12 protein-coding genes and 3 tRNA genes are annotated in these 15581 nt (G+C 69.8%); 7 read left to right on the top strand and 8 right to left on the bottom strand.

Translation table 11 applies throughout. The features are described 5' to 3' along the window. Positions 1-213: 213 nt before the first annotated feature. Both purF and purM read left to right on the top strand, forming a co-directional pair. The gene (gene purF / locus ACIQ7Q_RS05355; protein ID WP_403856525.1) at positions 214-1731 is read left to right on the top strand and encodes an amidophosphoribosyltransferase; all 1518 of its coding nucleotides are present in this window, start codon (positions 214-216) and stop codon (positions 1729-1731) included. 33 nt (positions 1732-1764) lie between these two features. Then, positions 1765-2862: a phosphoribosylformylglycinamidine cyclo-ligase gene (gene purM / locus ACIQ7Q_RS05350; protein WP_403856523.1), complete on the top strand. Its 1098-nt coding sequence runs from the start codon at positions 1765-1767 to the stop codon at positions 2860-2862. Positions 2863-2946: 84 nt separating this feature from the next. On the opposite strand, the gene ACIQ7Q_RS05345 is transcribed toward purM, so the two are convergent. Both ACIQ7Q_RS05345 and ACIQ7Q_RS05340 read right to left on the bottom strand, forming a co-directional pair. Beyond that, positions 2947-3201: a DUF3073 domain-containing protein gene (locus ACIQ7Q_RS05345; RefSeq protein WP_159690167.1), complete on the bottom strand. Its 255-nt coding sequence runs from the start codon at positions 3199-3201 to the stop codon at positions 2947-2949. 272 nt (positions 3202-3473) lie between these two features. Next, the gene (locus tag ACIQ7Q_RS05340; RefSeq protein ID WP_403856521.1) at positions 3474-4577 is read right to left on the bottom strand and encodes a Leu/Phe/Val dehydrogenase; all 1104 of its coding nucleotides are present in this window, start codon (positions 4575-4577) and stop codon (positions 3474-3476) included. Between the two features lie 140 nt (positions 4578-4717). Between ACIQ7Q_RS05340 and ACIQ7Q_RS05335 the strand changes: the two genes are divergently transcribed. Then, entirely contained in the window at positions 4718-5557 is an 840-nt protein-coding gene (locus ACIQ7Q_RS05335; RefSeq protein ID WP_403856519.1) for a hypothetical protein, read from the top strand. A 479-nt stretch (positions 5558-6036) separates the two neighbouring features. Beyond that, on the top strand, positions 6037-6243 hold the full coding sequence (bldC, locus tag ACIQ7Q_RS05330) for a developmental transcriptional regulator BldC (protein ID WP_003949541.1): 207 nt from the start codon (positions 6037-6039) through the stop codon (positions 6241-6243). 347 nt (positions 6244-6590) lie between these two features. On the opposite strand, the gene ACIQ7Q_RS05325 is transcribed toward bldC, so the two are convergent. From ACIQ7Q_RS05325 to hrpA, 3 genes are all read right to left on the bottom strand, one after another. After that, positions 6591-6776 (bottom strand): DUF6274 family protein, encoded by a 186-nt coding sequence (locus ACIQ7Q_RS05325; RefSeq protein ID WP_403856517.1) that lies wholly within the window; start codon positions 6774-6776, stop codon positions 6591-6593. A gap of 166 nt (positions 6777-6942) precedes the next feature. Continuing rightward, a tRNA-Asp gene (locus tag ACIQ7Q_RS05320) sits at positions 6943-7017 on the bottom strand. Between the two features lie 93 nt (positions 7018-7110). After that, entirely contained in the window at positions 7111-11049 is a 3939-nt protein-coding gene (gene hrpA / locus ACIQ7Q_RS05315) for an ATP-dependent RNA helicase HrpA (RefSeq protein WP_403856515.1), read from the bottom strand. A 160-nt stretch (positions 11050-11209) separates the two neighbouring features. Here hrpA and ACIQ7Q_RS05310 point away from each other — a divergent pair, with 160 nt between their 5' ends. From ACIQ7Q_RS05310 to ACIQ7Q_RS05300, 3 genes are read left to right on the top strand one after another with little or no spacing between them, the layout of a single operon-like run. Further along, positions 11210-11590: a hypothetical protein gene (locus ACIQ7Q_RS05310; RefSeq protein ID WP_403856513.1), complete on the top strand. Its 381-nt coding sequence runs from the start codon at positions 11210-11212 to the stop codon at positions 11588-11590. Between the two features lie 60 nt (positions 11591-11650). After that, complete coding sequence (locus tag ACIQ7Q_RS05305) at positions 11651-12382, top strand: DsbA family protein (protein ID WP_403856511.1); 732 nt, start codon at positions 11651-11653, stop codon at positions 12380-12382. Then, complete coding sequence (locus ACIQ7Q_RS05300; RefSeq protein WP_403856509.1) at positions 12379-13209, top strand: cytochrome c biogenesis CcdA family protein; 831 nt, start codon at positions 12379-12381, stop codon at positions 13207-13209. The genes ACIQ7Q_RS05305 and ACIQ7Q_RS05300 overlap by 4 nt, the downstream gene beginning before the upstream one ends. Before the next feature lie 147 nt (positions 13210-13356). Here the strand turns inward: ACIQ7Q_RS05300 and ACIQ7Q_RS05295 are convergent. The 3 genes from ACIQ7Q_RS05295 to ACIQ7Q_RS05285 form a co-directional block, all read right to left on the bottom strand. Next, positions 13357-13430 (bottom strand) — tRNA-Phe (locus ACIQ7Q_RS05295). 22 nt (positions 13431-13452) lie between these two features. Beyond that, positions 13453-13527: transfer RNA gene (locus ACIQ7Q_RS05290), tRNA-Asp, on the bottom strand. A gap of 430 nt (positions 13528-13957) precedes the next feature. Next, positions 13958-15577, bottom strand: a complete 1620-nt coding sequence (locus ACIQ7Q_RS05285; RefSeq protein ID WP_403856507.1) for an NADase-type glycan-binding domain-containing protein — start codon at positions 15575-15577, stop codon at positions 13958-13960. Positions 15578-15581 lie beyond the last annotated feature (4 nt).

The raw sequence follows: 15581 nt of genomic DNA, 5'->3' as shown, positions 1-15581 counted from the left end.
CGGGGCCCGAACCCCTGGCCCGGGCGGGATGCGGGCCGTCGTCTTGGAGTGTGGACGCCTCGATGGGACGATTCCCGGACGTCCGTCAAGGTCACGCAGACCGTGCCACGCCCGAGGAATCGAGCCCTCGACGCGTTCCGCGCGGCCTGGAAAACCCGGTTGCGCGACGTCCCCAATTCGGACCAGTGGTCGATCTCGCCTACACTCGGTTCCGTGCCACGTGGTGACGGACGACTCAACCACGACCTGCTCCCCGGCGAGAAGGGCCCCCAGGACGCTTGCGGCGTCTTCGGTGTCTGGGCTCCGGGTGAAGAGGTCGCGAAGCTCACTTACTTCGGGCTCTACGCCCTCCAACATCGAGGCCAGGAATCCGCGGGTATCGCGGTGAGCAACGGCTCCCAGATCCTTGTCTTCAAGGACATGGGGCTGGTCTCCCAGGTCTTCGACGAAACCTCCCTCGGCTCCCTTACCGGTCATATCGCGGTCGGTCACGCCCGCTACTCGACCACGGGCGCCTCGGTGTGGGAGAACGCGCAGCCGACCTTCCGGGCGACCGCCCACGGCTCGATCGCGCTCGGCCACAACGGAAACCTGGTCAACACGGCCCAGCTCGCCGAGATGGTCGCCGCCCTCCCCAAGGAGAACGGCCGGGCCACCCAGGTAGCCGCGACCAACGACACCGACCTGATCACCGCGCTGCTCGCCGGCCAGGTCGACGACGACGGCAAGCCGCTGACCGTCGAGGAGGCGGCCGCCAAGGTCCTGCCCGACGTCCGTGGTGCGTTCTCGCTCGTCTTCATGGACGAGGGAACCCTCTACGCCGCCCGCGACCCGCAGGGCATCCGCCCCCTGGTCCTGGGCCGCCTCGAGCGCGGCTGGGTCGTCGCGTCCGAGTCCGCCGCGCTCGACATCTGCGGCGCCAGCTTCGTCCGCGAGATCGAGCCGGGCGAGCTCATCGCCATCGACGAGAACGGCATTCGCACCTCGCGCTTCGCAGAAGCGAAGCCCAAGGGCTGTGTCTTCGAGTACGTCTATCTGGCCCGCCCGGACACCGACATCGCCGGCCGGAACGTGTACCTCTCCCGAGTCGAGATGGGCCGGAAACTGGCCAAGGAAGCCCCGGTCGACGCCGACCTGGTCATAGCGACGCCGGAGTCCGGTACGCCCGCCGCCATCGGTTACGCAGAAGCCAGCGGCATCCCGTACGGCTCCGGCCTGGTGAAGAACGCCTACGTCGGCCGCACCTTCATCCAGCCCTCGCAGACCATCCGCCAGCTGGGCATCCGCCTCAAGCTGAACCCGCTCAAGGAAGTCATCCGGGGCAAGCGGCTGGTCGTGGTGGACGACTCCATCGTCCGCGGCAACACCCAGCGTGCCCTGGTCAAGATGCTCCGCGAGGCCGGCGCCGCCGAGGTCCACATCCGGATCTCGTCCCCGCCGGTGAAGTGGCCCTGCTTCTTCGGCATCGACTTCGCGACCCGTGCCGAGCTCATCGCCAACGGCATGACGATCGACGAGATCGGCACTTCGCTGGGCGCCGACTCCCTGTCGTACATCTCCCTCGACGGCATGATCGAGGCGACCACCATCGCCAAGCCGAACCTGTGCCGCGCCTGCTTCGACGGCGAGTACCCGATGGAGCTGCCCGACCCCGAGCTGCTCGGCAAGCAGCTTCTGGAGACCGAGCTGGCGGGCGGCTCCGACGCCGCCGACGCGCTCCGTCGTCCGTGATCCCCCTGCAGTACGACACGAAAGTTCTCCAGCATGTCTGCTGAATCTTCCGAGCGTGCTCCGCACGCGGGCACCGGTGCCAGCTACGCGGCCGCGGGCGTCGACATCGAGGCGGGCGACCGCGCCGTCGAGCTGATGAAGGAGTGGGTGAAGAAGACGCAGCGCCCCGAGGTCCTCGGCGGTCTCGGCGGTTTCGCCGGTCTCTTCGACGCCTCCGCCCTCAAGCGCTACGAGCGCCCGCTGCTCGCGTCCGCCACCGACGGCGTCGGCACGAAGGTCGACATCGCCCGCCAGATGGGCGTCTACGACACGATCGGCCACGACCTGGTCGCCATGGTCATGGACGACATCGTCGTCTGCGGCGCCGAGCCGCTGTTCATGACCGACTACATCTGCGTCGGCAAGGTCCACCCCGAGCAGGTGGCCGGAATCGTCAAGGGCATCGCGGAGGGCTGCGTGCTCGCGGGTACCGCTCTTGTCGGCGGCGAGACCGCCGAGCACCCGGGACTGCTGGGCCCGGACGACTTCGATGTCGCGGGCGCGGGTACCGGCGTGGTCGAGGCGGACCGTCTGCTGGGCCCGGATCGCATCCGTAAGGGTGACGCGATCATCGCGATGGCGTCGTCCGGTCTTCACTCGAACGGGTACTCGCTGGTCCGGCACGTGCTGTTCGACCGGGCGAAGATGTCGCTGGAGCAGCAGATCGACGAGCTCGGCCGGACGCTCGGCGAGGAACTGCTCGAGCCCACCAAGATCTACTCGCTGGATTGCCTGGCGCTCACTCGGACCACCGAGGTGCACGCCTTCAGCCACATCACGGGCGGCGGCCTCGCCAACAACCTGGCGCGGGTCATCCCGGACGCGCTGCACGCGGTCGTCGACCGTTCGACCTGGACCCCGGGCGCCGTGTTCGATCTTGTCGGCAAGGCCGGCCAGGTCGAACAGCTCGAGCTGGAGAAGACGCTCAACATGGGAGTCGGCATGATGGCCGTCGTCCCGGAGGAGTCGGTCGATGTCGCGCTGACCACACTGGCCGACCGCGGGGTCGACGCCTGGGTGGCGGGACGGATCACCGACCGCGGCGACCGTGGCACGGGCGCCGAACTGACGGGAACGTACTCCGACAAGTAGCTGACCGGAAGCTGTCGGCCTGAGCTGAACAGCACAGAACCCGGTCCGGGGTCGGCCCCGGACCGGGTCAGTGTCAGTACAGCGTCAAGCGCCGCGGCGCTGCTGCGACGACGGGCCGGACTCTTCGTCCTCGTCCTCGTCGTCGTTGTACAGATCCGCGTACTGTGCGTACGGGTCGTCTTCCTCGTCGTCGTCCTCGAACGGCTCGCCGTTCGGAGGCTGACTCGAAGTCGAAGCGCCCAGCTCATTGGCCAGACGCGACAGGTCAGTCCCGCCGCTGTTGTACTTCAGCTGGCGGGCGACCTTTGTCTGCTTGGCCTTGGCCCGGCCGCGCCCCATGGCTCGACCCCCTCGGTGACGGGGCTCGACGGCCCCAGAGTCTTGACACGCGTTCATGATTCAGAACGGGCTCTCCGCGGAGAGACCGGTCCGTAGGGCTTCAACGGTACCTGCTTCCGCGGCCATACGGTACGCCGCCCGCACCACGCGCCACTTCGCAGGACCTGCGAGGCGCCCCATCCTCGCTGGTCAACTGCGATTTTAACCTCTTCCTGGCGGTCGACCCGCCGACCGGGGTGAGTCTTGTCTCCCCGAGGTCGGCGGGCCGGGGGTCACGGACGGCGACGACGGGCATCCGCCATGCGCTGCTCGGCGATGCGGTCGGCAGCGGCAGCCGGCGGGATCCCGTCTTCCTTCGCACGTGCGAATATCGCCAGCGTGGTGTCGAAGATCTTGGACGCCTTGGCCTTGCAGCGGTCGAAGTCGAACCCGTGCAGCTCGTCGGCGACCTGGATTACACCGCCGGCGTTCACCACGTAGTCGGGGGCGTAGAGGATCCCGCGGTCCGCGAGGTCCTTCTCGACGCCCGGGTGCGCGAGCTGGTTGTTGGCCGCGCCGCAGACCACCTTGGCGGTCAGCACGGGCACGGTCGTGTCGCTCAGCGCACCCCCGAGCGCACAGGGGGCGTAGATGTCCAGGCCCTCGGTGCGGATCAGGGCCGCGGTGTCGGCGACGGCGGTGACCTGCGGGTGCTTGTCGCGGATGCGGCGTACGGACTCCTCGCGGACGTCCGTGACGACGACTTCGGCGCCGTCGGAGAGCAGGTGCTCCACCAGGTGGTGGCCGACCTTGCCGACGCCTGCGACGCCGACCTTGCGACCGCGCAGCGTCGGGTCGCCCCAGACGTGCTGGGCCGAGGCGCGCATGCCCTGGAAGACGCCGTAGGCGGTCAGGACGGACGAGTCGCCGGCGCCGCCGTTCTCGGGGGAGCGGCCGGTGACCCAGCGGCTCTCGCGCGCGACGACGTCCATGTCGACGACGTAGGTGCCGACGTCGCACGCGGTCACGTAGCGGCCACCGAGCGAGTCCACGAACCGGCCGTAGGCCAGGAGCAGTGCCTCGGACTTGATCTGCTCGGGGTCGCCGATGATCACGGCCTTGCCGCCGCCGTGGTCGAGACCGGCCAGGGCGTTCTTGTACGACATGCCCCGGGAGAGGTTCAGCGCGTCGGCGACGGCCTCTTCCTCGGAGGCGTACGGGTAGAAGCGGGTGCCGCCGAGGGCCGGGCCCAGAGCGGTGGAGTGGATGGCGATGACGGCCTTCAGGCCACTGGCGCGGTCCTGACACAGCACGACTTGCTCGTGGCCGCCCTGCTCCGATCGGAACAGGGTGTGCAGGACGCCGTCGGTCACATCGGTCACGGTGGTGACTCCCAAGTACGAAGCGGCGGGTGCGGGCCTTCCTGCGGGTGGGGAAGGTCCAGTTGGGCAAGAGAGTAAGTCCTACGCGTGCGTAGATCCGACCCCGTGCCGAGGATCACCCTCTGCCGGAGTACCGGCGTGGAAGGATTTGCGGCATGCCAGCGCTGTCCTCGGTTCTTGTCCCGTACGCCGCCTATCTGCGGATCTACGAGCCGCTGGCGGCCTTTCCCGAGCCCGAGCGCGGCCACTGGGCCCGCTACGCCCGCAGGGACGCCACACCGACCGCACAGGACGAACTGCGTCGATCGCTGGCGGATTTGCTGCCCACCCCGCCCGTCCCGGTCCCGGTCCACGAGAGCGCCGACGCCTTTGTCGTCGATGTCGACGGCGTGGTGTGCGTCTGCCCGTGGCGGACCCGGCTGCGCGGCTGGCTGGCCCTGGAGGAGCTTGCGGACCAGCTGCCGGAGCCGCTGCTGGACGCGGTGCTGCCGCCGGTCGTCCGGGGGCAGGCGGCGGCGGACTTCGAGCAGTGGCGGCTCCGCAATCCCGACGCGCGTCCGTGGATCAGGACCGCGGTCTGGGGGGTGCCGGTGGGCTGGTTCACGCTCTTCGCCGACGAGGAACGCGAATACGAGGCGGCCGGGCCGGCCGCGCCCCTTCTGCGTTACCGGACGCCGATGGTCCAGGCGCGCCGGAGGCTGGCCCGCGCGCTGCGGACGCTGAGGGAGACGATCGACGAAGGTCCTCTGACCGAAGGACTTGTCGACGTGGGGCGCTGGCTGGAGGAGTTCCACCCGCGCTCGCTCGTCGAGCTCGACTACGGCGGCCTCGTGCACGCCCTGTCCGGCGAGCAGCTCGCGGACGACCGGTCGGCGGCCGATGTCACGGAGGGCATCGCGGCGCTGCGGGCCGGCGACGGCGAGGCGGCGGCGGAGGCGTATGCGCGGCTGACCGAGCGGTGGCGGTCCGTCAGGGACCGTCAGTTCGCCAACTGAAGGCCGACTTCGTTGTCCGGGCCGCGCTGTGTACAGGACGTAGGTCCCGATCCGGGCACTTGCCTCAAGCGTGACGGACCGCACTAACCGCGCCCTTGCGCCCATCACCTACCCTCGTGTCAAAATAGGACAAGGAGTCCGGGGAGGGTTCCTTCCGCCCGCTTAAGGGCGGAATGCTCAGCATTGCACTCTATGGGGGGTCTGACGACTCCTGATCGCTCTGTGACTGATCGTTACTGTGACGTGACTGTCCGTTATGGCATGGTCCATCGGGCTTCGGCCGCTGATGAACACCTGAGAGGGCAATTCCATCGGTTTGGCCGACGTCGCTGGACAGATGGTGTAGTTGTAGTGCCGAGGACAAGCCGTTCGTCCTATAACCGACTCGGCCCGCGTCTGCCATTTCGGGCAACGCGGGTCAAGGTGCAGAATTTAGAGGAAAGAACCGAGATGGTTCGGTTCTCCCGAGGAGGCCGCTCATGACCGCTCGCACCCCTGATGCCGAGCCGCTGCTGACCCCGGCTGAGGTCGCCACCATGTTCCGCGTGGACCCGAAGACGGTCACTCGCTGGGCCAAGGCTGGCAAGCTCACGTCCATCCGCACGCTCGGAGGACATCGCCGGTACCGCGAGGCAGAGGTCCGCGCACTGCTTGCGGGTATTCCGCAGCAGCGCAGCGAGGCCTGAAACACCCGGTAACACCGGGCGATTCCGAGGCCCCCACCTCGGGCAAGCCCACCCATAGCTCCACATGACGGCGTTCTGCCCCAACAGACCCTCGTCATCGATCGCGCTGGACTCCGCCGGGTCCAGCGCGATTTTTTTTGTGCCCCGGGGGGGTGGGTTGGGGGAGCTTGTGGTGGCCTGTGCCGGCGCTCCGGGGGGAGTGCAATGGCACATATTAAATCCACTGGTTGTAGGGAGGGGTTAAACGGCGACGTTCTGAAAACCCGTTCGGTGACACCCGTCACACGGCATGCCTCTTGCCAAACTCCAGCGTGTCACGCAAAGAGCCCCGGCGGCACGGCCGTTGGTCACTCCTTGGCGGGACCTTTGTCCTCGGCCGGCGGCGGCTCCTGCTCGGGACGCTCCATGGCGAGGCGCAGGAGGCGATGGCAGATGGCGCAGCTTCTCGTGAGGTGCCGGTAGCCGGACGCGGCAGACAGGTGGGCGCGCAGCAGCGCCCGGGTCTCGTACCGCCTCGCTGTGGACGCCGCCATGCACGTCACCTCCAGGTGTGTGCCGCCCCTTAATGAGTGGGTACCCGCGGCGGATGCCGCCGTCAAGACGCCCGGGCACGACGAAAGCCCGCGCCGACGCGGCCGACGGCCTCCGGACACGACGAAGGCCCGCGCCGTTCGGCGCGGGCCTTCGTTCACTTCCAAGCGGTCCTGACGGGATTTGAACCCGCGGCCTCCACCTTGACAGGGTGGCGAGCACTCCAAACTGCTCCACAGGACCAGGTTTCGCAGCCGGACTTGCTCTCTTGGCTGCGAGAGAGACTGTACAGCAGGTCCGGCCATCAGGTCGAACTCGCACCGGGCGACGGCCCCGCTACGGCGCCGCGGCGTCGATCGCCTTCACGATCCGCTTGTCGGACACGGGGTGTGCCGTCCCCAGGGCGTGCGCGAAGTAGCTCACCCGCAGCTCCTCGATCATCCAGCGGATGTCCAGGACCTCCTGCGGAACCGGCCGGCCCTGCGGCATCTGCTCGAGCAGCCAGGCGTACTCGTCCTGCATCTCGTGGACCTTCTCCATGCGCGTGGTGTCACGCTGGACGCTCGTCGGCATCTGCTGCAGGCGGCGGTCCACGGCGATCAGATAGCGCATCAGGTCCGGCAGCCGGCGCAGACCGGTCCGGGTGACAAAACCGGCCGGCATGAGGGCTGCCAGCTGCTCGCGCACGTCCTGGACGTTGTTGAGAAGGGTCAGGCTGTTCGTGGCCTTCAGGCGACGCTCACAGGCCTGCCAGGCCGCGAGGATCTGTTGCACCTGGCCGATCGTGCGCACCGTGAGGTCGACGAGGTCGGCACGGACCTTGTCGTACAGCTTCCGGAACGCCTCCTCGTCCCACGCCGGGCCGCCGTGCTCCGCGATCAGGCGGTCGGCCGCGGCCATGGCGCAGTCGTCGAAGAGCGCCTGGATCGAGCCGTGCGGATTGCTCGACAGCGCGAGCTTCTGGTGGTTCGTCAGCTTGTCGGAGGCGAACTTGGCGGGGTTCACGGGAATGTTGAGCATGATGAGCCGGCGCGTGCCCTGCCACATCGCCTGCTCCTGCTCCGCCTCGGTGTCGAAGAGCCGTACCGACACGGAGTCCCCCGAGTCGACCAGCGCCGGGTACGCCTTGACCGGCTGGCCCGCGCGCCGGGTCTCGAAGACCTTCGTCAGCGAGCCGATCGTCCAGTCCGTGAGGCCCGTGCGCTCCAGGGACTCGCCCGCCGGGCTGGAGGAGGCGGCGGCCTTGGAGAGCGCTTGGCGGGCCTTCGGCTTCAGGGCGAGCCGCAGCGCCTCCAGGTCCTTGTTCTCCGCGAGTTTCCTGCGCCGCTCGTCGACGATCCGGAAGGTGATCTTCAGGTGGTCGGGCACCCGCGCCAGGTCGAAATCGTCCGCCGACACCGGTACGCCGACCATGCGCTGCAGTTCACGCGCGAGAGTGACCGGGAGCGGCTCCTGCAGGGGCACGGCCCGCTCCAGGAACGCCTTGGCGTAGTTCGGCGCGGGCACGTAATGGCGGCGGACGGGCTTCGGCAGCGACCGGATCAGCTCCGTGACCACGTCCTCCCGCAGGCCCGGGATCTGCCAGTCGAAGCCCTCGTCCGTCACCTGGTTCAGCACCTGCAGCGGAATGTGGACGGTGACTCCGTCCGCGTCCGCGCCCGGCTCGAACTGGTACGTCACCCGGAACTTCAGCCGACCCTGCCGCCAGGAGTCCGGGTAGTCGTCCTTGGTGACCGCGCCGGCCTTCTCGTTGATGAGCATCTCGCGCTCGAAGTCGAGCAGTTCGGGCTGCTCACCGCGCTTGTGCTTCCACCACGAGTCGAAGTGCGCGCCCGAGACGACATGTTCCGGCACCCGCTGGTCGTAGAAATCGAACAGCGTCTCGTCGTCCACGAGGATGTCGCGGCGGCGCGCGCGGTGCTCCAGCTCCTCCACCTCGGTCAGGAGCTTCCGGTTGTCCGCGAAGAACTTGTGGTGCGTGCGCCAGTCGCCCTCGACCAGCGCGTTCCTGATGAACAGGTCGCGCGAGGTCTCCGGGTCGATCCGGCCGTAGTTCACCTTGCGCTGCGCGATGATCGGCACGCCGTACAGCGTCACCTTCTCGTACGCCATCACCGCGGCGGCGTCCTTCTCCCAGTGCGGTTCGCTGTACGTACGCTTCAGCAAATGCTGGGCGAGCGGTTCGATCCACTCCGGCTCGATCTTCGCGTTGACCCGCGCCCACAGGCGTGAGGTCTCCACCAGCTCGGCGGACATGATGAAGCGCGGCGGCTTCTTGAAGAGCGCCGAGCCCGGGAAGACGGCGAACTTGGCGCTGCGGGCGCCCAGATACTCGTTCTTCGCGCCGTCCTTCACGTCCTTCATGCCGACATGCGACAGCAGCCCGGCAAGGAGCGAGACATGGACGGACTGCTCGGAGGCGGCAGCACCCGCCGAAGGCTCCTCCAGATGGAAACCCATCTGCTTGGCGACCGTGCGCAGCTGCGCGTAGATGTCCTGCCACTCGCGGATGCGCAGGAAGTTCAGGTACTCCTGCTTGCACATCCGGCGGAAGCTGGAGGAGCCGCGCTCCTTCTGCTGCTCGCGGATGTAGCGCCACAGATTGAGATAGGCGAGGAAGTCGCTCGTCTCGTCCTTGAAGCGGGCGTGCTGCTGGTCGGCCTGCGTCTGCTTGTCGACGGGACGCTCACGCGGGTCCTGGATGGACAGGGCGGCAGCGATCACCATGACCTCGCGTACGCAGCCGTTCTTGTCGGCCTCGACGACCATGCGGGCCAGCCGCGGGTCGACCGGCAGCTGGGAGAGCTTGCGGCCCATCTCCGTCAGCTTCTTGCGCGGATCCTTCTGGGCCGGGTCGAACGCACCCAGCTCCTGGAGGAGCTGCACGCCGTCGCGGATGTTGCGATGGTCCGGCGGGTCGATGAAGGGGAACTTCTCGATGTCGCCGAGCCCCGCCGCGGTCATCTGCAGGATGACCGACGCCAGGTTCGTGCGGAGGATCTCCGCGTCCGTGAATTCCGGCCGCGCCTCGAAGTCGTCCTGCGAGTACAGCCGGATGCAGATGCCGTCCGACGTACGGCCGCAGCGGCCCTTGCGCTGGTTGGCGCTGGCCTGGCTGACCGCCTCGATGGGCAGCCGCTGGACCTTGGTGCGATGGCTGTAGCGGGAGATACGGGCGGTGCCCGGGTCGATCACGTACTTGATGCCGGGAACGGTCAGCGACGTCTCCGCGACGTTCGTGGCAAGAACGATCCGGCGGCCGGTGTGCGGCTGGAAGACACGGTGCTGCTCCGCGTGCGAAAGGCGCGCGTAGAGGGGGAGCACCTCGGTGAATCTGTACTGCTTCTTGTTGAGCGCGTCCGCCGTGTCACGGATCTCGCGCTCGCCGGAGAGGAAGACGAGGATGTCGCCCTTCCCCTCGCCCATCAGCTCTTCGACTGCGTCGGTGATCGCGGTGATCTGGTCGCGGTCCGCGTCGTCGCCGTCCTCCTCGAGGAGCGGCCGGTAACGCACCTCCACCGGATACGTACGCCCGCTGACCTCGACGATCGGCGCGTCGCCGAAGTGGCGGGAGAAGCGCTCGGGGTCGATGGTCGCGGAGGTGATCACGACCTTGAGGTCCGGCCGTCTGGGCAGGAGCTGCGCGAGATAGCCCAGCAGGAAGTCGATGTTGAGGGACCGCTCGTGCGCCTCGTCGATGATGATCGTGTCGTAGGCGCGCAGCTCGCGGTCCGTCTGGATCTCGGCTAGCAGGATGCCGTCCGTCATGAGCTTCACGAACGTGGAGTCCTGGTTCACCTGGTCGGTGAAGCGGACCTTCCAGCCGACCGCCTCGCCGAGCGGGGTGTTCAGCTCCTCCGCGACCCGCTCCGCGACGGTGCGCGCGGCGATCCGGCGGGGCTGCGTGTGGCCGATCATGCCGCGAACGCCCCGGCCCAGCTCCAGGCAGATCTTGGGGATCTGGGTCGTCTTGCCCGACCCGGTCTCACCCGCGACGATCACGACCTGGTGGTCCCGTATCGCCTCGAGGATCGCGTCCTTCTTCTGACTGACCGGGAGCTGCTCGGGGTAGGTGATCGCGGGCATGCGCTCGGCCCGCCGCGCGGTACGGGCCGCCGACTTCTCCGCCTCCCCGGCGATCTCGTCCAGCACGGCCTGCCGCGCTTCGGGCTTACGGATGCGGCGGGCGCCTTCCAGACGACGGCCGAGCCGGTGGGCGTCGCGCAGGGACGCCCCGGCCAGCAGGGTCTGAAGGTCGGCAAAGGAAGTAGACATACGGAGTCCAGGATCGCACCCCGGTCAAACCCCAGGCGAACCCATTTCACGCGCAAGCTGGTGCAGTATGGAGCGATTCTGTTCCCGCCCCGCCAGCCTCGAGCTCCGAAAGGACAGCGCGTCCATGCTGATCGGCCGCGACCGCCGGCACCGCCTCGTAATGACCGCGAGCCTCCTGCTGGGACTGCTCGGTGCGCTCCTCGGGTGTCTCGGCGGGACGGCCGCGGCGGAGGCCGGCGCCGCGTCCCGTGCCGCGGCCGGTACGGAGGCCACCCCGTGGGACACGGCGTCGCTCGTCACGACGATGGGCACGGCGCAGTCGCGGGGGTGCGGCAGGGACACGAACGGCGACGACAGCGGGGCACATCCCGCGCCGCCGCCGCGGAACGGCTCCTCGTACGAGCTGCTGCCGCCCGCCCTGCAACAGGGCCATGGCCCGACCGCTGCCGCCGCCTCCGACCAGACCGCCCCGGACCCGCTGCCCGTACCGCCGCCGCTCGCACCGCCATCGGCGGTCGACCTCTCCGTCCTGCGCGTGTAGGCCCGACGGCCAACCTCTGCATCGGCAACTCGTCGGACCCTTTCGTTCAGGAGCACCACCATGTCTTCTTCCGTCTCCCGCAAGCCGCTCGCCCTCGGCGCGGGTGTCCTTGCCGCCGCGCTGCTGCTCGGCTATGCCTCCTACACCGCCACGCGGCCCGACGCGCCGTCGTCCGGTTCCTCGTCCGTGGCCGACGTCTCCGCGGATCCGCGGTCCGGCGCCTACTCCGAGCTCGAGAAGCTCGCGCGCCGCGACGCCAAGGACCCCCTCGCCATCGGGCGCGCCGACGCCCCTGTCGTCATGGTCGAGTACGCCGACTTCCAGTGCGGGTACTGCGGGAAGTTCGCCCGTGACACCGAGCCCGAGCTGGTGAAGAAGTACGTCGAGGACGGCACCCTGCGCATCGAGTGGCGCAACTTCCCGATCTTCGGAGAGCCGTCGGAGTCCGCCGCGCGCGCGGCGTGGGCGGCGGGGCAGCAGGGGCGCTTCTGGCAGTTCCACGCGGCCGCTTACGCGGAGGGCGCCAAGGAGCTGGGCTTCGGCAAGGACCGGCTGACGGTGCTGGCGCGGGAGGCGGGCGTGGGCGACCTCGACCGGTTCGCCCGCGACCTGGACAGTGACGCGGCGCGCCGGGCCGTGACGAAGGACCAGGAGGAGGCCTACGGACTGGGCGCGACGTCCACGCCGTCCTTTCTCATCAACGGGCGGCCCGTCGCGGGCGCCCAGCCGATGCAGACCTTCACCGAGGCGATCGAGGCGGCGAAGGAGTCCGCGGGCGAGGGCGGCCGGTGACCGACATCGGCTATCTGGCGGCGTTCCTCGGCGGCCTGCTCGCCCTGATCAGCCCCTGCAGCGCGCTGCTGCTGCCCGCCTTCTTCGCGTACTCGATCGACTCGAAGGGCCGGCTGCTGGCCCGCACCGGCATCTTCTACGCCGGCTTGGCGACGACCCTGGTCCCGCTGGGCGCGGCCGGGTCCTTCGCCGGTCGGCTGTTCTACGGCCACCGTGATCTGCTCGTCGCCGTCGGCGGCTGGACGATCGTCGCGCTGGGCGTCGCCCAGATCCTCGGCATGGGCTTCTCCTCGCGCCGGCTCGCGGCGGTCTCCGGCCGCATCCGCCCCACGACCGCGGTCTCCGTGTACGGGCTGGGGCTCGTCTACGGTCTGGCCGGTTTCTGCGCGGGCCCGATCCTCGGCAGCGTGCTGACGGTCGCGGCGCTGAGCGGAAGCCCGGTCTACGGCGGCCTGCTCCTCGCGGTCTACGCCCTGGGCATGGCGGTCCCCCTCTTCGTGCTGGCACTGCTGTGGGAGCGCTTCGACCTGGGCCGCCGCCGCTGGCTGCGCGGCCGGGCGCTGCGGTGGGGCCGCTTCGAACTGCACACGACGTCGCTGCTGTCGGGCCTGTTCTTCATCGTGCTCGGCACGGTCTTCTTGGTCTTCGACGGCACGACGGCCCTGCCGGGTCTGCTCTCGGTCGACGACTCGTTCGCCGTGGAGGAGTGGGCGTCCCGCTTCGGCGCGGCGGTCCCGGACTGGGCGCTGCTGGTTCTCGTGGTGGCGGTCGTGGCTCTGACCCTGGGCGTCCGCGGCTGGCGCCGCGGCGACCGCGAACGCGCCTGACCCTGCCTGGCGGTGTTCCGCCCACAATCCCGCTTCCCGGTCGTCGGCGGCTGCCTGGTCAGCCCCGCCGACGACCGAGGGCGCCGGGCGAAGCCGTTCCCGGGAACGGCGAAGGCCCCGACTCGGGGAGTCGGGGCCTTCGGACTGTGGCTGGGGCCGGGGTCGAACCGGCGACCTATCGCTTTTCAGGCGATCGCTCGTACCAACTGAGCTACCCAGCCACGAGACTCCTGAGAGCCTCAGCGGTCCTGACGGGATTTGAACCCGCGGCCTCCACCTTGACAGGGTGGCGAGCACTCCAAACTGCTCCACAGGACCAAGCAATGTGCGAGACCAAGTCTCGCACATGGTGTGGCGTGCCCCCAGGGCGGCGCGATGCGGCCCAGGGGAACGAAACTGCCCTCCCACCACACCGGCGGCGAACTCGTCGTCGAGCACGCCGGCCGCAGCGTGACCTACCAGGCGTCCAGGGAGCAGTTGACCTTCGCCGCCTTCTACGCGGACTGCCTCCACGAGGTCAGGTCCGTCAAGTCCGGTTACCGCATCACGCTCACGATGAACCTCCTCGCCGAACGCGCCCGCCCGGTCGGCGAGGACGACGGTGGCCCTGCCGCCGACCTGGCCCACTGCCTGACCGAGCACTTCAAGAACCCGGCCGAGCAGCGCTACGCCTACGGCCGCCAGGAGGCCGTCCCCCACCGCCTCGTCTACCTCCTCGGCCACGAGTACACCCAGCGTCCTGGCCGAGTCAGCTTCGCTGGAAGAACTCCACCTCCGCCAGGGCGAGATGACGGCCCGGGGTCAGGCCGACGGCCGAGCGCAGCACCAGGCGTACCTTCTGCACGTTGCTGTACGCGGTGGGGATCGTCTGGTCGCCCGGTTTGTCGCTGAGGGTGAGCTCCTTCTTGTGCAGGGTGCCGTCCTCGGCCGTCACCTCCAGGTCCACCTGAAGCGCGCGTGCCTGGAGGGCGTACTCCTGCGGCTCCTTGGACGCGCCGTTGGTGATGATCACGTCGACCAACCGGAACGGCTTGCGGAAGGTGTAGGTCACCGAGGCGCCCGGTCCGGGCGCGCCCCAGTAGCGATTGCTCAGCCCGTCCGTGGTGTTCTTCGCCGGGTGCCCCGGCACCGAGGCGCTGGCCACGGTGTCCATCGGCGTGATGGGCTTGGCCTTGCCCAGTTTGTCCCGGGCGTCCTCGATCAGGGCGCGGCCGGCCGGCAGCAGCAGGAAGCCGCCCGCGCACAGCGCCAGCACCACGACCAGGATCACCAGGAACCGAGTCATCCCGCCCGAACTCGCCCGCACACGGCGGCGGAACGGCCATACGGTCCGCCACCACGGCAGCGGGGCGGGCTTCGCGGTGGGCCTCAGCTCGGCTGCGCAGCGGCGGCAGAACCGGCGGTCCCGCTGGTTGGGCGTACCGCAGGCGGGACAGGGCACCCCCACCGATTCCTCCGGCACCTCCACGGGTCGTACGACGGGGCGCGGGGCCGCCGCCTTCGCGGGGCGGACGGGCACGATGGCGTCCGGTGCCGATGCCTCGGGGGTGGGGGTGGCCGGGGTCCGCGGGCGCGGTATGTCCGGGGCGGGTGAAGCGGGCGGAACCGGTGGAGCGGGCGGCACAGGTGGGGTGGTGGGGGCCGAGGGTGCGGCCGCCGGGGCCTGCGGTGGGCGTAGGGGCGCTCCGGGCGCTCCGGGTGGTGCGGCGGGTGCGGACGCGGAAGGCCCGGGTGGTGCCGTGGGCGGCGCGGCTGCGGTGGGGCGGGCTGCGTCACCGCCAGGGGTCGTGCCGGTGGTGTCGGAGGCGGTCGCGGCTGCCGTCCCTCCAGCGGTCCCGGTCGTGGAGTCGCCGCTTGTGGAGTCGCCGGTCGTCCCGCCCGTGGTCTCGGCCCTGGAGTCAGCGGTCGGCTCGCCGGCGGGCAGGGCCTGCGCCGGGGCGGGGGACCCGGTGCGGACCGCGTCGGGCCCGGTCCGGGGCAGGGAGTTCGTGGGCTCGTCCCGGCCGTCGCCGGCGCCGGAGGGGGAGCCCGCGGGCTGCTGGGGGCTCGGCCCCCTCGCCTCGCTGCGGCCGAGGCCGGTCAGCCGGGCGCGCAGCGACGGGGTGCGGGGGCGCTCGGACCCGGGCTCCTGCGCCGGAGGCGATGAGGGCGCCGGGGTGGCTGGGGGCTCCGAGGGTGTGCCCGGGGGCGGGGCTGTGGCCGGGGCCGACTGCTCCGGGGGTGTGGTCGGGGCCGAGGGCTCCGGCGCCGTGGGCGAGGGTGTGCTCGGGGTCGGCGTGGTGTCCGACCAGCCCAGGTACCCGCCGCAGTTGCCGCAGAAGTCGTCCGCGGAGCCGTTGGACGCCCCGCACGCGGGACACGCGCGCATGACG

Source organism: Streptomyces sp. NPDC096176 (genome assembly GCF_044763255.1).
GTDB lineage: Bacteria > Actinomycetota > Actinomycetes > Streptomycetales > Streptomycetaceae > Streptomyces.
The sequence above is the reverse complement of the archived record's forward strand: the minus strand, read 5'-3'. Positions and strand labels throughout refer to the sequence as shown.